General features: G+C 61.0%; 19 protein-coding genes and 1 riboswitch. Of the genes, 6 read left to right on the forward strand and 13 right to left on the reverse strand.

All coding sequences use genetic code 11. The features are described 5' to 3' along the window. The first annotated feature begins 155 nt into the window (after positions 1–155). Positions 156–1,037, forward strand: coding sequence for a hypothetical protein (locus tag RAC97_RS15450; RefSeq protein WP_375099350.1), 882 nt, complete (start codon positions 156–158; stop codon positions 1,035–1,037). A gap of 132 nt (positions 1,038–1,169) precedes the next feature. Here RAC97_RS15450 and RAC97_RS15455 read toward each other — a convergent pair whose 3' ends face one another. The 4 genes from RAC97_RS15455 to RAC97_RS15470 all read right to left on the reverse strand — a co-directional run bounded on the left by RAC97_RS15455 (position 1,170) and on the right by RAC97_RS15470 (position 5,440). After that, a complete protein-coding gene (locus RAC97_RS15455) occupies positions 1,170–2,756 on the reverse strand; it encodes an ABC-F family ATPase (RefSeq protein ID WP_375099351.1) in 1,587 nt (528 codons plus the stop codon). Then, positions 2,740–3,165, reverse strand: coding sequence for an integrase (locus RAC97_RS15460; RefSeq protein ID WP_375099352.1), 426 nt, complete (start codon positions 3,163–3,165; stop codon positions 2,740–2,742). The genes RAC97_RS15455 and RAC97_RS15460 overlap by 17 nt, the downstream gene beginning before the upstream one ends. An 86-nt stretch (positions 3,166–3,251) precedes the next feature. After that, positions 3,252–4,379, reverse strand: a complete 1,128-nt coding sequence (locus RAC97_RS15465; RefSeq protein ID WP_375099353.1) for an SGNH/GDSL hydrolase family protein — start codon at positions 4,377–4,379, stop codon at positions 3,252–3,254. Continuing rightward, the gene (locus RAC97_RS15470; protein ID WP_375099354.1) at positions 4,364–5,440 is read right to left on the reverse strand and encodes an acyltransferase family protein; all 1,077 of its coding nucleotides are present in this window, start codon (positions 5,438–5,440) and stop codon (positions 4,364–4,366) included. Before RAC97_RS15470 ends, RAC97_RS15465 begins: the two co-directional genes overlap by 16 nt. 344 nt (positions 5,441–5,784) lie before the next feature. Between RAC97_RS15470 and RAC97_RS15475 the strand changes: the two genes are divergently transcribed. Together RAC97_RS15475 and RAC97_RS15480 are read left to right on the forward strand one after the other, a co-directional pair. Further along, complete coding sequence (locus RAC97_RS15475) at positions 5,785–6,789, forward strand: ABC transporter substrate-binding protein (protein WP_375099355.1); 1,005 nt, start codon at positions 5,785–5,787, stop codon at positions 6,787–6,789. A 74-nt stretch (positions 6,790–6,863) separates the two neighbouring features. Further along, positions 6,864–7,364 carry a methylated-DNA--[protein]-cysteine S-methyltransferase gene (locus tag RAC97_RS15480; RefSeq protein WP_375099356.1) on the forward strand — a complete coding sequence of 167 codons (501 nt, stop codon included), beginning with the start codon at positions 6,864–6,866 and terminating at the stop codon, positions 7,362–7,364. On the opposite strand, the gene RAC97_RS15485 is transcribed toward RAC97_RS15480, so the two are convergent. Continuing rightward, entirely contained in the window at positions 7,361–7,603 is a 243-nt protein-coding gene (locus RAC97_RS15485) for a hypothetical protein (RefSeq protein WP_375099357.1), read from the reverse strand. The genes RAC97_RS15480 and RAC97_RS15485 overlap by 4 nt on opposite strands. 189 nt (positions 7,604–7,792) lie before the next feature. On the opposite strand from RAC97_RS15485, the gene RAC97_RS15490 reads away from it, so the two are divergent. Then, positions 7,793–8,470 carry a metallophosphoesterase gene (locus RAC97_RS15490; protein WP_375099358.1) on the forward strand — a complete coding sequence of 226 codons (678 nt, stop codon included), beginning with the start codon at positions 7,793–7,795 and terminating at the stop codon, positions 8,468–8,470. Between the two features lie 6 nt (positions 8,471–8,476). Here RAC97_RS15490 and RAC97_RS15495 read toward each other — a convergent pair whose 3' ends face one another. The 6 genes from RAC97_RS15495 to lpxO all read right to left on the reverse strand — a co-directional run bounded on the left by RAC97_RS15495 (position 8,477) and on the right by lpxO (position 13,959). Then, positions 8,477–8,752: a peptidylprolyl isomerase gene (locus RAC97_RS15495; RefSeq protein WP_375099359.1), complete on the reverse strand. Its 276-nt coding sequence runs from the start codon at positions 8,750–8,752 to the stop codon at positions 8,477–8,479. 94 nt (positions 8,753–8,846) lie between these two features. After that, positions 8,847–10,973 (reverse strand): TonB-dependent receptor, encoded by a 2,127-nt coding sequence (locus tag RAC97_RS15500; RefSeq protein ID WP_375099360.1) that lies wholly within the window; start codon positions 10,971–10,973, stop codon positions 8,847–8,849. A 112-nt stretch (positions 10,974–11,085) separates the two neighbouring features. After that, positions 11,086–11,289: riboswitch (cobalamin riboswitch) on the reverse strand. Between the two features lie 72 nt (positions 11,290–11,361). Continuing rightward, positions 11,362–11,931 (reverse strand): GNAT family N-acetyltransferase, encoded by a 570-nt coding sequence (locus RAC97_RS15505; protein ID WP_375099361.1) that lies wholly within the window; start codon positions 11,929–11,931, stop codon positions 11,362–11,364. A 77-nt stretch (positions 11,932–12,008) separates the two neighbouring features. Further along, a complete protein-coding gene (locus RAC97_RS15510; protein WP_375099362.1) occupies positions 12,009–12,353 on the reverse strand; it encodes a carboxymuconolactone decarboxylase family protein in 345 nt (114 codons plus the stop codon). A gap of 89 nt (positions 12,354–12,442) precedes the next feature. Next, on the reverse strand, positions 12,443–12,871 hold the full coding sequence (locus RAC97_RS15515) for a hypothetical protein (protein ID WP_375099363.1): 429 nt from the start codon (positions 12,869–12,871) through the stop codon (positions 12,443–12,445). Positions 12,872–13,059: 188 nt separating this feature from the next. After that, positions 13,060–13,959, reverse strand: coding sequence for a lipid A hydroxylase LpxO (lpxO, locus tag RAC97_RS15520; protein WP_375099364.1), 900 nt, complete (start codon positions 13,957–13,959; stop codon positions 13,060–13,062). A 135-nt stretch (positions 13,960–14,094) separates the two neighbouring features. Between lpxO and thpR the strand changes: the two genes are divergently transcribed. Beyond that, positions 14,095–14,640: an RNA 2',3'-cyclic phosphodiesterase gene (gene thpR, locus RAC97_RS15525; RefSeq protein WP_375099365.1), complete on the forward strand. Its 546-nt coding sequence runs from the start codon at positions 14,095–14,097 to the stop codon at positions 14,638–14,640. Here thpR and RAC97_RS15530 read toward each other — a convergent pair. Further along, on the reverse strand, positions 14,576–15,223 hold the full coding sequence (locus RAC97_RS15530; protein WP_375099366.1) for an NAD(P)H-dependent oxidoreductase: 648 nt from the start codon (positions 15,221–15,223) through the stop codon (positions 14,576–14,578). The two genes, thpR and RAC97_RS15530, sit on opposite strands and share 65 nt — an antisense overlap. A gap of 91 nt (positions 15,224–15,314) precedes the next feature. Between RAC97_RS15530 and RAC97_RS15535 the strand changes: the two genes are divergently transcribed. Next, positions 15,315–15,908: a TetR/AcrR family transcriptional regulator gene (locus tag RAC97_RS15535; RefSeq protein WP_375099367.1), complete on the forward strand. Its 594-nt coding sequence runs from the start codon at positions 15,315–15,317 to the stop codon at positions 15,906–15,908. Between the two features lie 3 nt (positions 15,909–15,911). On the opposite strand, the gene RAC97_RS15540 is transcribed toward RAC97_RS15535, so the two are convergent. Further along, entirely contained in the window at positions 15,912–16,817 is a 906-nt protein-coding gene (locus tag RAC97_RS15540; protein WP_375099398.1) for an AraC family transcriptional regulator N-terminal domain-containing protein, read from the reverse strand. Between the last annotated feature and the right edge of the window lie 64 nt (positions 16,818–16,881).

The raw sequence follows: 16,881 nt of genomic DNA on the forward strand, positions 1-16,881 counted from the left end.
GCCCGCTGATTTGGCTCATTAGTTGGCCTCCAATATTGGGCTCTGCTTGGCTGGGAAATGCCCGATGCCCTTCGATTTCGCGTTTTTTCACAACAGCTTCAGCAGCACCTGTGGTTAGGTTCAACCCTTACTTGACGTTGCTGAGGGATTGGGCCATGGCAGTTGAAAGCGTTGGGAATATTGCGACACCGAAGCAAACAGACAATGGCGCCGCGTTCGATGCCGCGCTCAGTGGCGCATGGAAGAATGAGTGGAACCGGCGCGAGCAGGCGCGCGACCAGGCCAAGGCCTCGGGCAACGAGGCCCTTGCGCAGCATTTCCAGGCCGAGCTGGATGTCATGAAACCGATGATGCCGCCGGGTGAGCCCGCCAGCGCGGCGGCGCCTGGGCCGATACCGCCCGAGGGTGGCGAACCGGCACCTGTGCCAGCTGCAACGCAGGAAAGACAGCAGCCTGCGCCGACCGAAGCGCAAGACACCACCAAGCCTCCAGTCGATACCTCCAAGGCGAACACGCTGAACTTCACCAACAAGCGTGATACGCCGATGACGGTCGTATTCACGGGCAACGCCGGCCAGCCCGCCATTGCGTCGATCACCCTCAAACCCGGTGAAACGCTGAGCCAATCCTTCCCCGAAGGCTGGTCGGGTAATTTCCGTACCACTGACGGCGAGGGTGCCCATGTCACGCTCGGCGAGGTGAAATTCAACGGTGGGGTAGAGGGCAAGCAGACGTTCTATGACGTCAGCTATATCGAGGGCAACAACGCCCGCATGACCATCGCGCCCAGCTCGGGTGGGCCTGTGTCGGGTACGTTGGAGGATATCGTCAGCGGGGCGCCTGACAGCATCAAGGCCAAGGATGCGAGCGGCAACGTCTACGGCCTGAAGAAAACCACGAATGCCGAAGCCATCGACGAGTCAGTGGTGAGCTACTACCGCACGGCGGTAGGTGAGGGCGAGGGGTATGTGGTGCCGAAAGACGACGCCAGTACGTTGGGCTCCAATTCGAGCAACCTGAACGTTCAGATTGCTTGATTGCGGCTGCTACGCAGCCCTTACGCGGCAAAAGGCCGCGCCCACAGGTTTAGCGCTGGCCTCGAGAGCGGCGCTGTGCCTGTGGGAGCGGCCTTGTGCTGCGAAAGGGCCGCAAAGCGGCCCCAAGGTTTATCAGACCACCACGCCCTGGCTGCGCAGGTAGTCGTCGTAGGTGCCGCTGAAGTCGACCACGCCATCGGCGGAAAGCTCGATGATGCGGGTGGCCAGCGAGGAGACGAACTCGCGGTCATGGCTGACGAACAGCAGGGTGCCCGGGTAGTTCTCCAGCGCCAGGTTCAGCGCCTCGATCGACTCCATGTCCAGGTGGTTGGTCGGTTCGTCCATCACCAGCACGTTGGGCTTTTGCAGGATCAGCTTGCCGAACAGCATGCGGCCTTGTTCGCCACCGGAGATCACCTTGACCGACTTGAGGATCTCGTCGTTGGAGAACAGCATGCGCCCCAGGGTGCCGCGGATCACTTGCTCGCCTTGGGTCCACTGGCCCATCCAGTCGAACAGCGACACGTCATCCTCGAAATCGTGGGCATGGTCCTGGGCGTAGTAGCCCACTTCGGCGCTGTCGGTCCATTTCACTGCGCCCTTGTCCGGGGTCATCTCACCGACCAGGGTGCGCAGCAGGGTGGTCTTGCCGATGCCGTTGGGGCCGATGATGGCCACGCGCTCGCCAGCTTCGATGGTGAAGCTGAAGTCCTTGAACAGCACCTTGTCGTCGAAGGCCTTGCTCATTTTCTCGACGGTCAAGGCCTGGCGGTGCAGCTTCTTGTTCTGCTCGAAGCGAATGAACGGGCTGACCCGGCTCGAAGGCTTGACCTCGGCCAACTGGATCTTGTCGATCTGCTTGGCGCGCGAGGTGGCCTGCTTGGCTTTCGAGGCGTTGGCCGAGAAACGGCTGACGAAGGTCTGCAGCTCGGCAATCTGCGCTTTCTTCTTGGCGTTGTCGGCCAGCAGTTGCTCGCGCGACTGGGTGGCAGCGGTCATGTACTCGTCGTAGTTGCCTGGGAACAGGCGCAACTCGCCGTAGTCCAGGTCGGCCATGTGGGTGCAGACGCTGTTGAGGAAGTGACGGTCGTGGGAAATGATCACCATGGTGCTGTTGCGCGCGGTGAGGATGTTTTCCAGCCAGCGGATGGTGTTGATGTCCAGGTGGTTGGTGGGCTCGTCCAGCAGCAGCACGTCCGGGTCGGAGAACAGCGCCTGGGCCAGCAGCACGCGCAGTTTCCAGCCGGGCGCCACTTCGCTCATCGGGCCGAAATGCTGTTCCAGTGGAATACCCAGGCCCAGCAGCAGCTCGCCAGCGCGGGATTCTGCGGTGTAGCCGTCCATTTCGGCGAACTCGGTTTCCAGTTCGGCGACGGCCATGCCGTCTTCTTCGGTCATTTCCGGCAGCGAATAGATACGGTCGCGCTCGGCCTTGACCTTCCACAGCTGGCCGTGGCCCATGATGACGGTGTCGATCACGGTGAATTCTTCATAGGCGAACTGGTCCTGGCGCAGCTTGCCCAGGCGGGTGTTCGGCTCGAGCATCACCTGGCCTGCTGACGGCTCCAGGTCGCCACCCAGGATCTTCATGAAAGTCGACTTGCCGCAGCCGTTGGCGCCGATCAGGCCATAGCGGTTGCCGTTGTTGAATTTGACCGAGACGTTCTCGAACAGCGGCTTGGCGCCGAACTGCATCGTGATGTTAGCTGTAGAAATCAAGTGCTTGTCCTGCGGGGCTTCCAGAGGTGTATTTAGCCATGTCGCTGGATTTGGGCCAATCTTGGGCCAATTCGATTCGACGCGGCAGCTTCTCCAGCTCCCTCCAGTCCGAGGAGGAGCTGATCCATTTTGTGTAGGTAGAGAGCAACGTCTCGACGCTGTGGCCGAGCTGGTTTGCGATGAACGTGGGGTTCATCCCAGCCATCAGGCACCTGGTTGCGTAGGTGTAGCGGGTGTCGTACTGGCGGCGCTCACGGATTCTCAGCGCCTTCAACGCTGGTTTTAAGTAGCGGATTGTAACACTTGGCTCGTTGATCCACAGCCCACCTTTGCTTGGCGGCAAGACAAACGGGCTGATGGGATACGCTGACGTCGAGGCCAGCTTTCTCAGGTCGGCCAGGCGGAGCACCTGCCGGCGTCGTATACCGCAACGAGAATAACTTGGAGAAAGTATGATGGCGCCGGCAGAGGCAAACCGACGCCACAGGGGATTGCTTATGGTTCTAAGATCGCATTCAGCACAACCTCGGCAATGATGCGGTGACCAAAGTCGTTCGGATGATTAAGGCCATTCCCGGTGATGTCGTAGTAGTTTTTATTCAATAATAATCTGTCCCATACAGCGGTCATGTTTACAGTCGCAACGGACTTGTACTCTTTGGCAAGAGCAGCCAGCTCAGGTATATATCCGTCGATATACTCGGGTTTTTGGATGATTGACGCGGGATTTGCTCGGGTAGGACTAACAAGCAATATTGCCGTATCTGGTTGCTTGGCCCTGATGGCGTCAATGACGTACTTCAAATGTTTACGGTATTCCTTGGGGCTGTATCCGCCGCCGTCATTCATGCCAAAGGCAAGAATGACAAGATCTGAAGGCCGGTCATTAACTCGGTACTCTACGGAGGCGGTGGCGTTAATCGCGCTCCATCCACCTACAGAGTTGTTACGGGATTTGATCAACATCGGGTACAGTTCACTTAGTCTTGCTGCAATGAGTCCTGCATAGCCAGGTTGATGAGGGGGTGCGTCGCTACCTGTAGCGTTTGCGCCGTCTGTGATTGAGTCGCCAAAAAAGGTTATGCTTACGGGCTGGCTTCCAAGTTTCTTCGAGAAGTTTCCTAGCGACCCATAACTTTCCGTCTTGAATTTCTCAGCGGTTAAATAGTCAACAGAGTACTGATAGCCCTGGTACTCTGTGGTGAGGCGCACGCCATAGTTCTTCTGATCGTCAGGTGAAATGGATTCGACGAACCCCTCGGGGGCGAATTTTATCTTCGATCCATCTGGGATGGCGAATCCGGAGCTGGTCTCAATATAATCCTCTCCGGGTCGATAGAACTGTCCAGTGGTATGGTTGTATATGGATAAAATTTTGTTCGGCTTGAAGGCGGTCTTGTAAGTCCGCTCTGTGCTTGGGTTGGCGAAAAACGTCTCGCCTCTGACGGCTCCCCCGCTGAGATATCTTTCTTGCATGTAGAACTTCGATGAAACATAGTGTCCACATTCGAGATATTCGCAGGTGGTGAACTCTGGCTGAATCTTTGCCCCGTCTGGAGCTACAGCTACAGCTGCATTTGCATTGATAGCGGTGAAAGCTAGAGTGATCAGGCTGTAGCGCATTTCGGTTTCTTCCTGAAAATTTTACGGATGGAGTTGTTTATAGGTTTTTCCACATATAGATGGGCAACTACTCCGATGCCCTGGCAGACGGCAAAGTAGAGGGGCAAGTATATCCACCATGGAATGGTGTCAGCCAAGCCAAAGCTGATCCAAATGAAAACAAAAAGTGGGGATATGAATCCGTGTGTCAAGTACAGGCTGTATGATGCATCGCCAAGTAGTGAAAAGATCTTTGAATCCTTAGTGTACTGTTCTAGGCTCAATGCTGCCCATACGAGAAAGAATGCCGGCACTCCCCATGCTACCGGTCGATAGATTGTCCCGCTGAGCTTGATGGCGCCGCTCAGTTCTATTGCGAGCAATGCTGGCGCTGAGATTGCGAGAATAAATATGGCGATATTCTTATTCATGGTGACGTTGCTGGATACGATTCTGTACAAGAAAAAGCCTAGCATGAATTCGAATATCATGGGGTTGGCAAATGCGCTTGCGACCTCTGAGTGCGAGCTTAACAATAAAGTGAGGAAGAAAAATGAAAGGATGCCTGCCTCCATACCTGCTAGAGTATTCACCCTGAAGAGCAGGACGGCAGCTATTGAAACGTAGAATAAGAATTCGACTTGTAAAGTCCAACCAATGCCTAGCACGGGTGGTCGAGACCAGTGCGTGAATGTCAGTGTCTCGAAAACCCATAACGGATTGGCCTTCGAGGGGTTGAATATGTAAGCAAGGTCGGCAGTTACGTTTGGGATAAATCCAGAGCCCACAGCGTAGGAGATGACTATCACGCACGCGATGGTTATGAAGTACATGGGCCAGATTCGGGTAATCCTTCGCCACAGGAATCCAGCAGCTCCCATGGTAGCGGTGGGGGATTCTGTGTACAAGCCCCCGTATATAATGTACGGCATGATAAAGCCGCTAATAATGAAAAATATATCGACGCCGAAGCCGCCAAGGTTTGTTGAAGCTCCATTGATTCCATAAATTTGCAAATTTGAGTGCGCTAATACAACAAGGGCGGCGGCAAGAAATCTCAGATATTGAATGTTTTTTATCATGCACTAATTTCTCGGGGCGTATAGAGAATCCACGTAGTTTAAGCTCTGTCACGCCGGAGAGCTATTACTTCTACCTCTAGCGGGGTCCTTGCTGGTAGACGCCTCAGGCGTTCGAACAGAAATTGAGCATGTGCGGGATCAAACTGCCCGCCCGCTATGGGGCCTGTTGTGCATGATGGACCAGGGTGCGGTTTTCGCCTGGCGACTCCGATACCGCGGGTGGCCATATGCATATGCATAATTGGTATTTAAATCGAATTTTTTATATCGATACTATCCGCGCTTGTCTGACGGGTTCCGTCTTCCTGGCAACAGACCGCCACACAACACTTCCGGAGCGCATCATGAAACACAACCGCCTCGCCACTACACTGGGCCTGCTTGGCATGCTGGCCTTGCCCTTGGCAGCCCATGCCGAAGGCAAGATCAGCATCGCCCAGCAGTTCGGCATCGGCTACCTCGTGCTGCACGTGGTCAAGGACCAGCAACTGATCGAGAAGCACGCCAAGGCGCAGGGCCTGGACAATGTAGAGGTCGAGTGGCGGACCATTTCCGGTGCCACGGCCATGAACGAAGCCTTGCTGGCGGGGGCTATCGATGTGGTCTCGGCAGGGGTGCCGCCCATGCTTACGGTCTGGGACCGCACCTTGGGACGGCAGAACGTCAAGGCCGTAGCCGCACTTGGCTCGCTGCCCGGCTACGTGCTGAGCAACCGTGAGGAGGTCAAGACGCTGAAGGACCTGTCGGAGAAAGACCGCATCGCCGTCCCGGCAGCAGGGGTTGGCTTCCAGTCACGCACCCTGCAGATCGAAACCGCCAAGCTGTATGGCAATGCCGACTTCCAGCGTTTCGACAAGATTTCCGTCAGCCTGCCGCATCCGGATGCCACCGCCGCGCTGATCAAGGGCGGCTCGGAAATCACCACGCACTTCTCCAGCCCGCCGTTCCAGTACCAGGCGCTGGAGAACCCCAAGGTGCACAAGCTGATCAGCAGCTACGACATCCTTGGCGGCCAGGCCACCTTCAACGTGCTCTATGCCACCGAGAAATTCCACGATCAGAACCCCAAGACCTACAAGGCGTTCTACGACGCACTGGTGGAGGCCGAGCAGATCATCAAGGCAGACAAGGCCGCTGCCGCCGAAACCTACATCCGTGTGGAGAACTCCAAGCTGCCGCTGGACTTCGTGCGCAAGATCATCGAAGACCCGGAAAACGACTTCACCGTATCGCCGCAGCGCACCTTCATCTATGCCCAGAAGCTGCATGAACTGGGCGTGCTGAAGAACAAGGCCGCGTCCTGGAAAGACTATTTCTTTCAGGAGGCCTACGCCAATCCGGGGAGCTGATCACCGGGCAGGGGTGCAAGCCTAGGGCGGTTCCGGTAACGTGCACCGCTCGCTTTTGCCGACAGGAACCGGTGATGTCCTCTGTCTTTACCCTTATGCAATCGCCTGTTGGCGTGCTCACGCTGGTGGCGCGTGGCGATTGCCTGGCGGCGGTGCTCTGGGAGCAGGAGCGGAAGAACCGCGTGCGCCTGGGCGAGCTGCAGCGCGATGACCGCCACCCGGTACTGCTGGAAACCGTACGGCAGTTGGGCGAGTACTTCGCAGGGCAGCGTCGACGCTTCGAGCTGCCCCTGGACTTTGTCGGCACCGAATTCCAGCGCCAGGTATGGGCAGCCTTGCTGACCATTCCCTTCGGCGAGACCCGCAGCTACAGCGAGATCGCCCATCAGCTCGGCAACCCAAAGGCGGTGCGGGCAGTGGGGGCGGCCAACGGGCGCAACCCTATCTCGATCATCGCCCCCTGCCACCGGGTGATTGGCGCCTCGGGCGGGCTCACTGGTTTTGCCGGTGGCTTGTCGGCCAAGCAGTACCTGTTGGCGCTTGAAGGGCGTGAAAGCCTGACGCTTGGCTTCTAGCCAAGCCACCAGGCCAGTGCGCACAACAGCACTGTCAGCACGCTGCCGACGAACAGGCTGTAGTGCACGCGGGCTTGCTGCGCATGGGCCTGTACTTCACGAAAATACCGGGCCTTGGGCGGGGCGCCAGGGTGGTGCCGCAAGCCTTCGGCGAGATCGACCAGCCGACCCCGGATCAACAGGCCGACGAAATAGTAGGTCGAGGCATAGCTGGCCAGTGCCAGCAGCAGGTACTTCACAGGTGTCCATCCTTGGCCGATACGAGCGGCGAGGATATTACCTGGCGATAGGTGCCTTGTGCCATGCTGTTGCGGGTCAGGCTCATGAGTACGGCACTGGCGAGGACGCAGCGCACAGTGCGTTTCCGGGAACAGGCACCACGCGCCCGTCCTGCGCCGGGCGCTGGGCAGGCAGCAGAGGACAACGTGATGGCTCGGTTTGAGCAGGTAGCCGCCAACGACAGAGGGCGCGACCTGGCGGTGGGCGATATCCATGGCCACTTCCAGCGCTTGCAGCAGCGCCTGGACGAGGTGGGCTTCGACCCGGCCGTCGACCGGCTGTTCAGTGTCGGTGACCTGGTCGACCGTGGGCCTGGCAGCGAGCAGGCGCTGGCGTGGTTGGCCAAGCCCTGGTTCCATGCCGTGCAGGGTAACCATGAAGCGTTGGCGGTAAACCTGGTGCGCGGCGGCCGCCTCGATCTGCAGATGTACCGCGCAGCAGGCGGCGGCTGGTTCATCGACCTGCCCAGGGCTGAACAGGAACGATTCGTCGAGGCCTTTGTGCAGATGCCGCTGGCCTTGGAGGTGCAGACAGTGGCAGGGCGGGTAGGGCTGCTGCATGCCGACAGCCCGTTCGACGATTGGTCGGTGTTGCGTTCGAATCTTTTGGCAGGCGACGACCCCCAGGTGCGGGAGGTGTGCCAGTGGTCGCGACGGCGCCTGCGTGAGGATGACGACCGCCAGGTGGCGGGCCTGCGTGCATTGCTGGTGGGGCATACACCCCTGCTCAAGGCCAAGGTGCTCGGCAATGTCTGGCACCTGGATACCGGCGGCTGGGGCAGTGGCTATTTCACCCTGCTGGAGTTGGCTGAGTTGCGACTACTGTAGGGCAACTCAGTCGCGGTAGAACACCTGCACCAGGTGATAACCGAACTTGCTCTTGACCGGCCCGTGTATCTCGCGCAGTGCCTTCTTGAAAATCACCTGGTCGATGGCGCCCACCATCTGCCCTGGGCGCACTTCGCCCAGGTCGCCGCCACGTTTGCCGGAAGGGCAGGTGGAGAACTTCCTGGCCAGCACATCGAAAGCCTCGCCCTTGGCCAGGCGCTGTTTCAGCTGCTCGGCCTCGGCAGCGGTCTTGACCAGGATGTGGCGGGCTTGGGCTTTCATGAAGGTGTACCTGCATCGTGCGCAAAAAAGGCAAGCATTATGCCTAATGCCGGTCAGTCAATGCATCCTTGGCGGGCGGCTTTGGCCTGCCTCCCTAGAAGCTATAGTCCAACGTCGCGACATAGGACCGCGGCGCCCCCAGCAACCACTGCTCGGCGCTGTGTGCGGCCACCACATGGTCGCGGTTGAACAGGTTGTTCAACTGCAAGCCCAGGCGTACATCAGGCAGCGCCTGCCAACCCAGGTTGGCATCGACCACGGTGTAGCCGGGCACGCCCTGGCTGTTGGCGGTGTTGGCGTAGCGCTCGTCGACGTAGCGCAGGCCCAGGCCTGCCTCGATGGCCTGGCCGAAGCCTTTGCTCAGCCACAGGTTGGCGGTGCGCCGTGGCACGTTGGCCGGGCGGTTGCCGGCGCGGTCGGCCACCCCTGCCGAGGTGTTTTCCTCGAAGTCGTCGTACTTGGCGCGCACCAGGGCAGCGTTCGCCGACAGCTGCCACTGGTTGCCCATGGCCAGTTCCAGCGTGGCTTCCAGGCCTTCGGAGGTCTGCTGGCCAGCCTGTTGCTGAGTGTTGGAGACTGGGTCGTAGACAAGCAGCTTCTTCTTGACGATGTGGTACGCCGCCAGGGTCCATTCCCCGCGTCCCTCCCAGAAGCGCTGCTTGAGGCCCAGCTCGGTCTGCCTGGATTCGGTCAGGTCGTAGTTGATCTGCGCCGGGCTCAGGCTGATGAGGTTGTTCACCCCGTCCTCGCTGGTGGAGTACTGGCCGTACAACGACAGGTCGTCGGTAACCGCGAACACCAGTCCTGCGCGCCAGTTGCCGCCTTGCAGGCTGCGGTCGATGCGGCTGCCGTTGACCAGGTTGTCACGGTCGATATGGTTCTGGTCGCGGCGAACGCCGGTGACCAGCGACAGGCGCTCGGTCAGCTGCGTGCGGTTCTCCGCGAACAGCGCGAAGGTGTGGGTGGTGGAGAGGGTCTGCGGACGCAGCAGCGACTGGCTCTGGAACCCGCCTGGGGCGGGGCTCCACGGGTCGATGTAGTCGCCGCCGACATCGACGTAGGGCGAGTTGCTGTCGACGTTGAAGCGGATCTTGTTGTACTCGGCACCCACCACGCTCCTGCTGGCCAGGCCGAACAGCGCGTGATCGAAGGTAAAGCTCTGGCGGTCGCCGATCTGTTCCTGGTTGTGCTTGATCTCCAGAAAGCTTTCCCGCGCCAGTTGCTCGCGGCTCGGGTCCCAGTTGTAGTCCTCGGCGTTGCGCCAGTGGCGGCGGCTCTTGATGTAGTACAGCTGGTTGCTGGCGCTGAGGCTGTCGCTCAGGGTCCAGTCGGTGGTCAGGCGGGTCCATTCGTCGTGGTAGCGCTGCACGTCGTTGTGGATGTTGTAGTTCTTCTTGCGCAGGCTGTCGCGGTAGTGGCCGTTGATCAGCGGCGTGCCGAAGGAGTTGGCCGGCTCCAGGTCACCGCGCTCGTGGGCGAGGGTAAAGCTCAGGTCGTCGGTGGCGTCGAAGCGCAGCGCGGCGCTGATTGCCAGGCTGCGTGAGTCGGTGCGGTCGACCCAGCCGTTGGCCTCCTGCTGGTTGACGGTCACGCGATAGCTCAGGCGCTCGCTCAGGCTGCCGCCGCTGTCCAGGCCCAGTTGCTGGCGGTCCCAGGAGCCATAGCCCAGGCGCACGTGGTTGCGGATCTCGCCGCTGAACGGCTTTTTCGGAATCACGTTGATGACCGCGCCGGTGGCGCCCTCGCCGTAGAGCACCGAGGCCGGGCCGCGGATCACGTCGATGCGCTCGACCATCCACGGGTCGACCGGAAAGGTCTGGGTGCCGGCGCCGGTGTACAGGCGCGAACCGTCGAACAGGGTCATCACCGAGCTATGGCCGGTGAAACCCCGGGCGGAGAGGGCGGTGTTGCCGTTGCCGGGGGTACCGATGGAGGTGATCCCCGGCGAGCGGGTCACCGCGTCCTGCACGGTAGCGTTGTTGCGCTGGCGGATTTGCTCGGCAGTGATGCTGCTGGTGCTGGCTGGGGTTTCCAGGGCGCTGAGGTTCAGCCGCGAGCCGGCAAGGGTCGGGCTGGCCAGGTCGACCTTCTGTTCGTCGAGGGTATCGGTGATGGCGGTCGAGGGCAGGGCCAGGATGCCCTTGCCGGCATCTTCGGCCAGGGCCGGTAACGAGACGGCGAGGCACGACGCCAGGGCATGGAGCTTGTAGGTACGGGACATGTCGTTCCACTGTTGCAGGACGGAATGGATCCCGGTGGAAACAACGCAAAGACGAGCAACCACGCGCGCAGGCGCGCACGCGAACACCGGCCTGAGCCCGCCCACCGCGGGTTTGCCAACAAAGGCTTCAGGCCGGTCTCCGGGCTTGCGAGGGTCGTGAAACCTTCACCTTCCCATGCGTGTGCACAGTGGTCTGTCGAAGGGTTCGCTCGCTTACCGTTGCGGGGGCAGCGCCGGACTGGTCATGAAGGACGCACCGGCTTCCCGTTTCACCCTGCGCACGGCGGCGCAGGACACCTGAAACTGGCGCGCATATGACCATCGAACAGGTGGGTAGTCAACCGTTCAGGCAGGCAGGAAAAGGCGGGAGGGTCGCGTAGAGGCTTATCTATCGCCCGCGCCGACGCGACACCCGCGCCTCGATGTTCTTGCGCCCGATCAACAGTGCCGGTTTCTCCACCACCGGTTCATCGGCCAGCCACTTGTACATCACCAGGCAGTCCACCAGCCCCAGCCGGGCATGGCGGTAGGCCTTGGGCAGGCGCCCGACCGTTTCGAAGCCGAGCTTGCTCCACAGCGCCACCGCCGCTTCGTTGCTGGCCACCACCGAGTTGAACTGCAAGGCCAGGAAGCCTTCCTGGCGCGCCAGTTTTTGCGAGTGCTCGCACATCAGCCGCGCCACGCCACGCCCGCGTGCGGCCTCGCTGACCATGTAGCCGCAATTGCCGACATGGGCACCGGGGCCGGCAGCGTTGGCCTTGAGGTAGTAGCTGCCGAGCAGTTCGCCGTCTTGCTCGGCCACCAGTGTGTGCAGGGGCAGCTCCAGCCATAGCTGGCGCGCTTGCTGGATATCCAGGTCGGGGGCATAGGCGTAGGTTTCGCGGGCCTGGACGATGGCCTGGAAGGTAGGCCAGAAGCGCTCGAAGTCCTCTGAGGCCATGGGGCGGATGTGGATCATGTGGGTTCCTGCACGGGTCGGGCCGTCCAGTCTGGGTGTTGCGCCGCCGCCGTGCAAGGCTGGCGGCGCCTGGGCATTCACGCGTCGGGCTTGCCCACGGCATCCAGCACCCGAGCCGAATACACCAGCGCTGCACCGGCGTTCACCGCAATCGCCACCCCCAGCGCCTCGGCGATTTCCTCGCGGCTGGCACCGTGCTTGACGGCTTGCTTGGAGTGCACGGCGATGCAACCGTCGCAACGGGTGGTAACAGCCACGGCCAGGGAAATCAGCTCGCGGGTCTTGGCGTCGAGGTGGTTGGTCTTGGCGCCGGCGCCGCTGGCGGTTGCGTAGCCAGCAACGGTATCGGGAGAGAGGTGCTTGAGGTCGCCGATACCGGCCATCAACTGCTTACGGTAGGCGTCCCAGTCCATCATGCTCATTGTCTTCACCTGGTCAGGTTGGTAACAGGAACGCCCAGGCTACACGAATCTGAGGCTCCTGCAGCACAACGGACAGGCTTGGATTGCGATCACATATCGGTGAGCAGCAGGCTCGAAGAGCTCAGGTCGATGCGCCCGTCGCGCAGGGTGTATTTCTTGCTCCCGATCTCGAACGACAGGTTGAAGAGGATTTGCACCCTCAACTGCTCAGGCTCCCAGATAATCCGTTGAAGCTGCTCTATTTCAGCATTGTGAAACCAGTCATTCAGTAGAACCTGTGCCTCGGTCACTGCACCTTCACCGTTGAGGTGAAAGCGCACGCCCTGTGCCTTTATCTCGGGCGATACCTGCAGGAATTCATAACCGTGCAGCCAATATTCGTTATCACGTTTTTCGAGCAGTGCGTTGCTGACGTTCAGCGTCTCATGGTGGTCATGCAGTGCCGGTTGGAAGGTGCCCGTTACAAGCCCTTGGGAAAGGGCAATCTGCATTTTTTCAGTGTCGAAGGTAGCGCTCATGGCTTAGCTCCTTTGGCGAGAGATCGGCAAGCGTAGGCCGCTTACCGCGATAGCCCTCGTAAGCTAGGCCGTGGTGCAAAACGCCACAACTGACAAAAATGACAGGTGCGGCGCACCTCGGCATGGCACGCCCCTGAAACGCAATCGACCAGCGAAGAGGCTGGCCGATTGCGTTTCAGGGGGAAAACTCAGATGTAGATGAACACCAGCACCAGCGCAGCCACCACGGCCCACTTCTCCAGGTAGTAGCGGGTGCGGTTGCGCTTCTTCATCGCCTTGCCGCGCTCGCGGATCTTGTAGATGCGGGTGAACAGGCGGTTGATGCCGCCGGTCTTGTCATTGGCATCGTTCGGCGCTGCGGCGGCGGCCATCACGTTGCGGCTGAACCAGCGGTTGAAGGCAGTGGCCCAGCGGTACTTCAGCGGCCGCTCGATGTCGCAGAACAGGATGATGCGGTTGTGATCGGTGGTATTGGCGGCGTAGTGGATATAGGTTTCGTCGAATACCACGGCCTCGCCATCGCGCCAGGAGTACTTCTCGCCGTCCACATCGATGTAGCAGCCGTCGTCGTTGGGCGTGTCCAGGCCCAAGTGGTAGCGGTAGGAGCCGGCATAGGGGTCGCGATGACGCACCAGCTTGGCGCCCGGCGGCAGGGTGGCGAACATGGCCGCCTTGACGGTGCCGATCTGTTGCAGCAGCGCGGTGGTACGCGGGCACAGGGTCATCGCCGAGGGGTGGCTTTCGCCGTACCACTTCAGGTAGAAGCGCTTCCAGCCGGTCTTGAAGAACGAATTGAAGCCCACATCGTCATAATTGTCGGACTTCTTGATTTCGCCCGCATGCAGCAGTTGCTGCGCCTCTTCGCGAATCTCCTGCCAGTTGTCCTTGAGCGGCTGCAGCTCGGGGAATGCCTCGACCGGCAGGTAAGGCTTGGCCGGGTGGCGAGAGAACAGGTAGAGAAAGCTGTTGACCGGAGCCAGGAAGCTGGAGTGGTCGCCCAGTTGGCGCGTAAGTTTGTGGCGCACCCGACCGCGCAGGTGAACATAGGCGATCGAGAGAGCGAAGATCAGTACGAGTGCAATTTTCATGGACGGATACTTGTCGAAATGGCCATGCGCCATGGCCTGAGCTCGCCAGCATAAACAATCATCGCCGCGCTTTGAACACATTGTTACGTTGCGTGCGAGCGGTGGCGCAAACGTTTAATCCGCCAAGGAGATGCCATGCCCCAGGACGTACGCCCCAGCGGCGCCCCTTTCAAGCGGTTGTTCTTCGCCCTGTCGATGGGCGAGCCGCAGCGCCGAGCCGTCGCTCAATGGCGGCGCGGCTTGAGCCTGCGCAGCGGCAAGCCGGTGCCAGCGGAAAACTTCCATGTGACCTTGCTGTTTCTCGGCGATGTCGACTCCGCCCAGGTGCCCGCACTGTGCGCCGCCGTCGCACAGATCAAGCGACCCGGCGCACCGCTGCGTCTGCTGCTCGACCAGTTGCAGGTGTGGCCGAAGGCGGGTGCACTGGTACTGGGCGCCAGGGACACGCCCGCCGCGCTGCGCCAGCTGGTCTATGCCCTGGAGCAGGCAACATTGCCCCTGGGACTTGCCGGGCCAAGCCGTGAATATCGGCCGCACTTGACGCTGTCACGGGATTTCCGCGGCCAGCCTCCTGAGGCCAGCGTGGCACCGGAATTCTTTCTCAATGCCCGTCAGTTCACGCTGTATGAGTCGCGTAAGGGGAGCTACTGGCCGCTGGCCGAGTGGTCGTTGGCGGACTGACCTCGGCGAACAGCTGCTCACCCAGTGCTCGTGCGGTTTGCAGGTGAATCTTCGGGTCTTGCGTTTCGCTGTCCGTCAGCAGGGTCGAGCTGAGCACCTGGGCGCCGCAGTAGTCGAACATGCCGTGCTCGATCTGAATGCGCATCGCTTCACCGTAGCCGTGACGTTGGAACAGGCCGGTGTCGGCGCCGGCGACTGCCAGCAGGTGCACCTTCATACGACTCAGCAGCTTGCGGGTGGATCCGTCAGCGTTGTAGCCGAACGCCCAGCCATTGCTGAACACCCGATCCACCCAGCCCTTTAGCAGCGCAGGCATCGACCACCAGTAGACCGGATAGACCAGCACCAGGGTATCGGCGCGGTCGATGCGAGCCTGCTCGGCGCGTACATCCGGCGGCGGTGTGGCCAAGCCGTGATGCACGGCGTGGTCGGCCTTGCAGAACACCGGGTCGAAGCCTTCTGCGAGCAGGTCGGCGATTTCGCTGGTGTGCCCGGCGCTGGCCAGGCCCTTGGCCACCTGCTGGGCAAGGGCCTGGGTGAGGGATTGCTTGTCGTGATGGGCGACGACGATCAGGGCATGCATGGTGCTTCTCCGCAAGTCTGTGCATGACGACCACGAGCGTTATATACTCGAGGTAAGTTACGATTAGTAAGTTACTTTTGGTAGGTTATCGATGTCAAGCATGGAAAAGTTCCCGCGCAAGCGGATGTCACGTGAGGACCGCCGTCGACAGTTGCTCGACGTGGCCTGGCAACTGTTGCGCCAAGAGGGCAGCGATGCCCTGAGCCTGGGGCGTCTGGCCGAGCAGGCGGGCGTGACCAAGCCAGTCGTGTATGACCATTTCGAAACCCGCCTTGGCCTGCTGGCAGCCTTGTATGGCGAGTACGACACCCGCCAGACCGCCATGCTCGAAACTGCCCTGGCGACCTGCCAGGCCACCCTGGACAGCCGTGCCGGAGTGATCGCCGAGGCGTATGTCGATTGCGTGATGACCCAGGGGCGCGAGTTGCCCGGCCTGACGGCGGCGCTGGAAGGCTCGCCCGAAATGGAGGCGCTCAAGCGCGCCTATGAAGACGTGTTCCTGGCCAAGTGCCGGGAAGCCCTGCGACCGTTCTCTGCCAGCGGTACCATCAGCGTGGCGGGGCTGCGCCTGCTGATGGGCGCGGTAGAGTGCCTGTCGCAGGCCGCAGCGCTGGGAGAGCTGACGCCGCAGGAGGCCAAGGACGAGCTGCGCGCGACGATCGTCGCGATGGTCGAGCGCCAGTAGGGTTCAGGCTGGCTGGCCCTGGTAGCTGAGCTCTTCGCCTGGGCTGCGGGCGAACTGGCGCTTGTACTCGCGGCTGAACTGCGAGGTGCTCTGGTAGCCCACGCGGTGCGCCACCTGGGCCACGCCCAGACCTTCGCGAGTCAGCAACTGCTGCGCCCTGAGCAGGCGCAGGCGCTTGAGGTACTGCATGGGCGCAAGGTCAGTGCTGCGCTTGAAGTGATCGTGGAAGGTCGACACGCTCATGTTGGCCATGCTGGCCAGGGCCTCGACGCTCAGCGGTTCGGCATAGTGCTCGCGCAGGTAGGTCAGCACGGCAGCGATGCGGGCAAAATGGCCCTGCTGCTCGACCAGCGCGCGCAACACCCCCGCCTGCGAGCCACGCAGGGCGGCGTACAGCACCTCGCGTATGCGCGCAGGGCCCAGCACCTTGGCTTCCACCGGATCCAGCAGGCAACGCAGCAGGCGTTCGACGGCCTCGCGCATCGAGGCATCCAGCGGGGCAGAGCTCATCGACTGCGGAGTCTGCGCCTGAACGGTCGCATCGGGCGGCAATGCCATGTTCTGTACCAACTCACCGAGCATGACGCGGTCGATATCCACCGACACGCCCAGCAGCGGTATTTCGTCGGTGGCGAAGGTCTCGCACATGAACGGCACTGACAGCGCCTGCACCAGGTAGTGGCCGGCACCATACTCGAAGGTGCGTGGGCCCAGCCGCGCGAGCTTGCTGCCCTGGGCCAGGATGATCAGGCTCGGTTCGTAGAGCTGAGGGCTGCTGGCCACGTAGTGGTTCCACGACATGACCTTTACTTGCGGCAGGTGGGTGGGGACGAAGCCCGGACGCGGGGCCAGGGACCGGACCAGCGAGCAGAGCGTGGCATTGGCGTCGAGGTGGCGAGTCAGCTGCATGGCGAAACCATAGGGTGGAAAAGCGGACAGTGGCATTTTCGCGGCTTGGCTGTCCAGCGTCAGG

The organism is Pseudomonas sp. LS_2, assembly GCF_042709235.1.
Taxonomy (GTDB): Bacteria; Pseudomonadota; Gammaproteobacteria; order Pseudomonadales; family Pseudomonadaceae; genus Aquipseudomonas.

What these genes read in the sequence shown, in the direction of transcription:
- RAC97_RS15450 (WP_375099350.1), top strand. Translation starts at nt 156, where the DNA reads ATGGCAGTTGAAAGCGTTGGGAATATTGCGACACCGAAGCAAACAGAC.
- RAC97_RS15465 (WP_375099353.1), bottom strand. Translation starts at nt 4,379, where the DNA reads ATGCGCTACAGCCTGATCACTCTAGCTTTCACCGCTATCAATGCAAAT.
- RAC97_RS15470 (WP_375099354.1), bottom strand. Translation starts at nt 5,440, where the DNA reads ATGATAAAAAACATTCAATATCTGAGATTTCTTGCCGCCGCCCTTGTT.
- RAC97_RS15475 (WP_375099355.1), top strand. Translation starts at nt 5,785, where the DNA reads ATGAAACACAACCGCCTCGCCACTACACTGGGCCTGCTTGGCATGCTG.
- RAC97_RS15480 (WP_375099356.1), top strand. Translation starts at nt 6,864, where the DNA reads ATGTCCTCTGTCTTTACCCTTATGCAATCGCCTGTTGGCGTGCTCACG.
- RAC97_RS15490 (WP_375099358.1), top strand. Translation starts at nt 7,793, where the DNA reads ATGGCTCGGTTTGAGCAGGTAGCCGCCAACGACAGAGGGCGCGACCTG.
- RAC97_RS15495 (WP_375099359.1), bottom strand. Translation starts at nt 8,752, where the DNA reads ATGAAAGCCCAAGCCCGCCACATCCTGGTCAAGACCGCTGCCGAGGCC.
- RAC97_RS15500 (WP_375099360.1), bottom strand. Translation starts at nt 10,973, where the DNA reads ATGTCCCGTACCTACAAGCTCCATGCCCTGGCGTCGTGCCTCGCCGTC.
- RAC97_RS15505 (WP_375099361.1), bottom strand. Translation starts at nt 11,931, where the DNA reads ATGATCCACATCCGCCCCATGGCCTCAGAGGACTTCGAGCGCTTCTGG.
- RAC97_RS15510 (WP_375099362.1), bottom strand. Translation starts at nt 12,353, where the DNA reads ATGAGCATGATGGACTGGGACGCCTACCGTAAGCAGTTGATGGCCGGT.
- RAC97_RS15515 (WP_375099363.1), bottom strand. Translation starts at nt 12,871, where the DNA reads ATGAGCGCTACCTTCGACACTGAAAAAATGCAGATTGCCCTTTCCCAA.
- lpxO (WP_375099364.1), bottom strand. Translation starts at nt 13,959, where the DNA reads ATGAAAATTGCACTCGTACTGATCTTCGCTCTCTCGATCGCCTATGTT.
- thpR (WP_375099365.1), top strand. Translation starts at nt 14,095, where the DNA reads ATGCCCCAGGACGTACGCCCCAGCGGCGCCCCTTTCAAGCGGTTGTTC.
- RAC97_RS15530 (WP_375099366.1), bottom strand. Translation starts at nt 15,223, where the DNA reads ATGCATGCCCTGATCGTCGTCGCCCATCACGACAAGCAATCCCTCACC.
- RAC97_RS15535 (WP_375099367.1), top strand. Translation starts at nt 15,315, where the DNA reads ATGTCAAGCATGGAAAAGTTCCCGCGCAAGCGGATGTCACGTGAGGAC.
- RAC97_RS15540 (WP_375099398.1), bottom strand. Translation starts at nt 16,817, where the DNA reads ATGCAGCTGACTCGCCACCTCGACGCCAATGCCACGCTCTGCTCGCTG.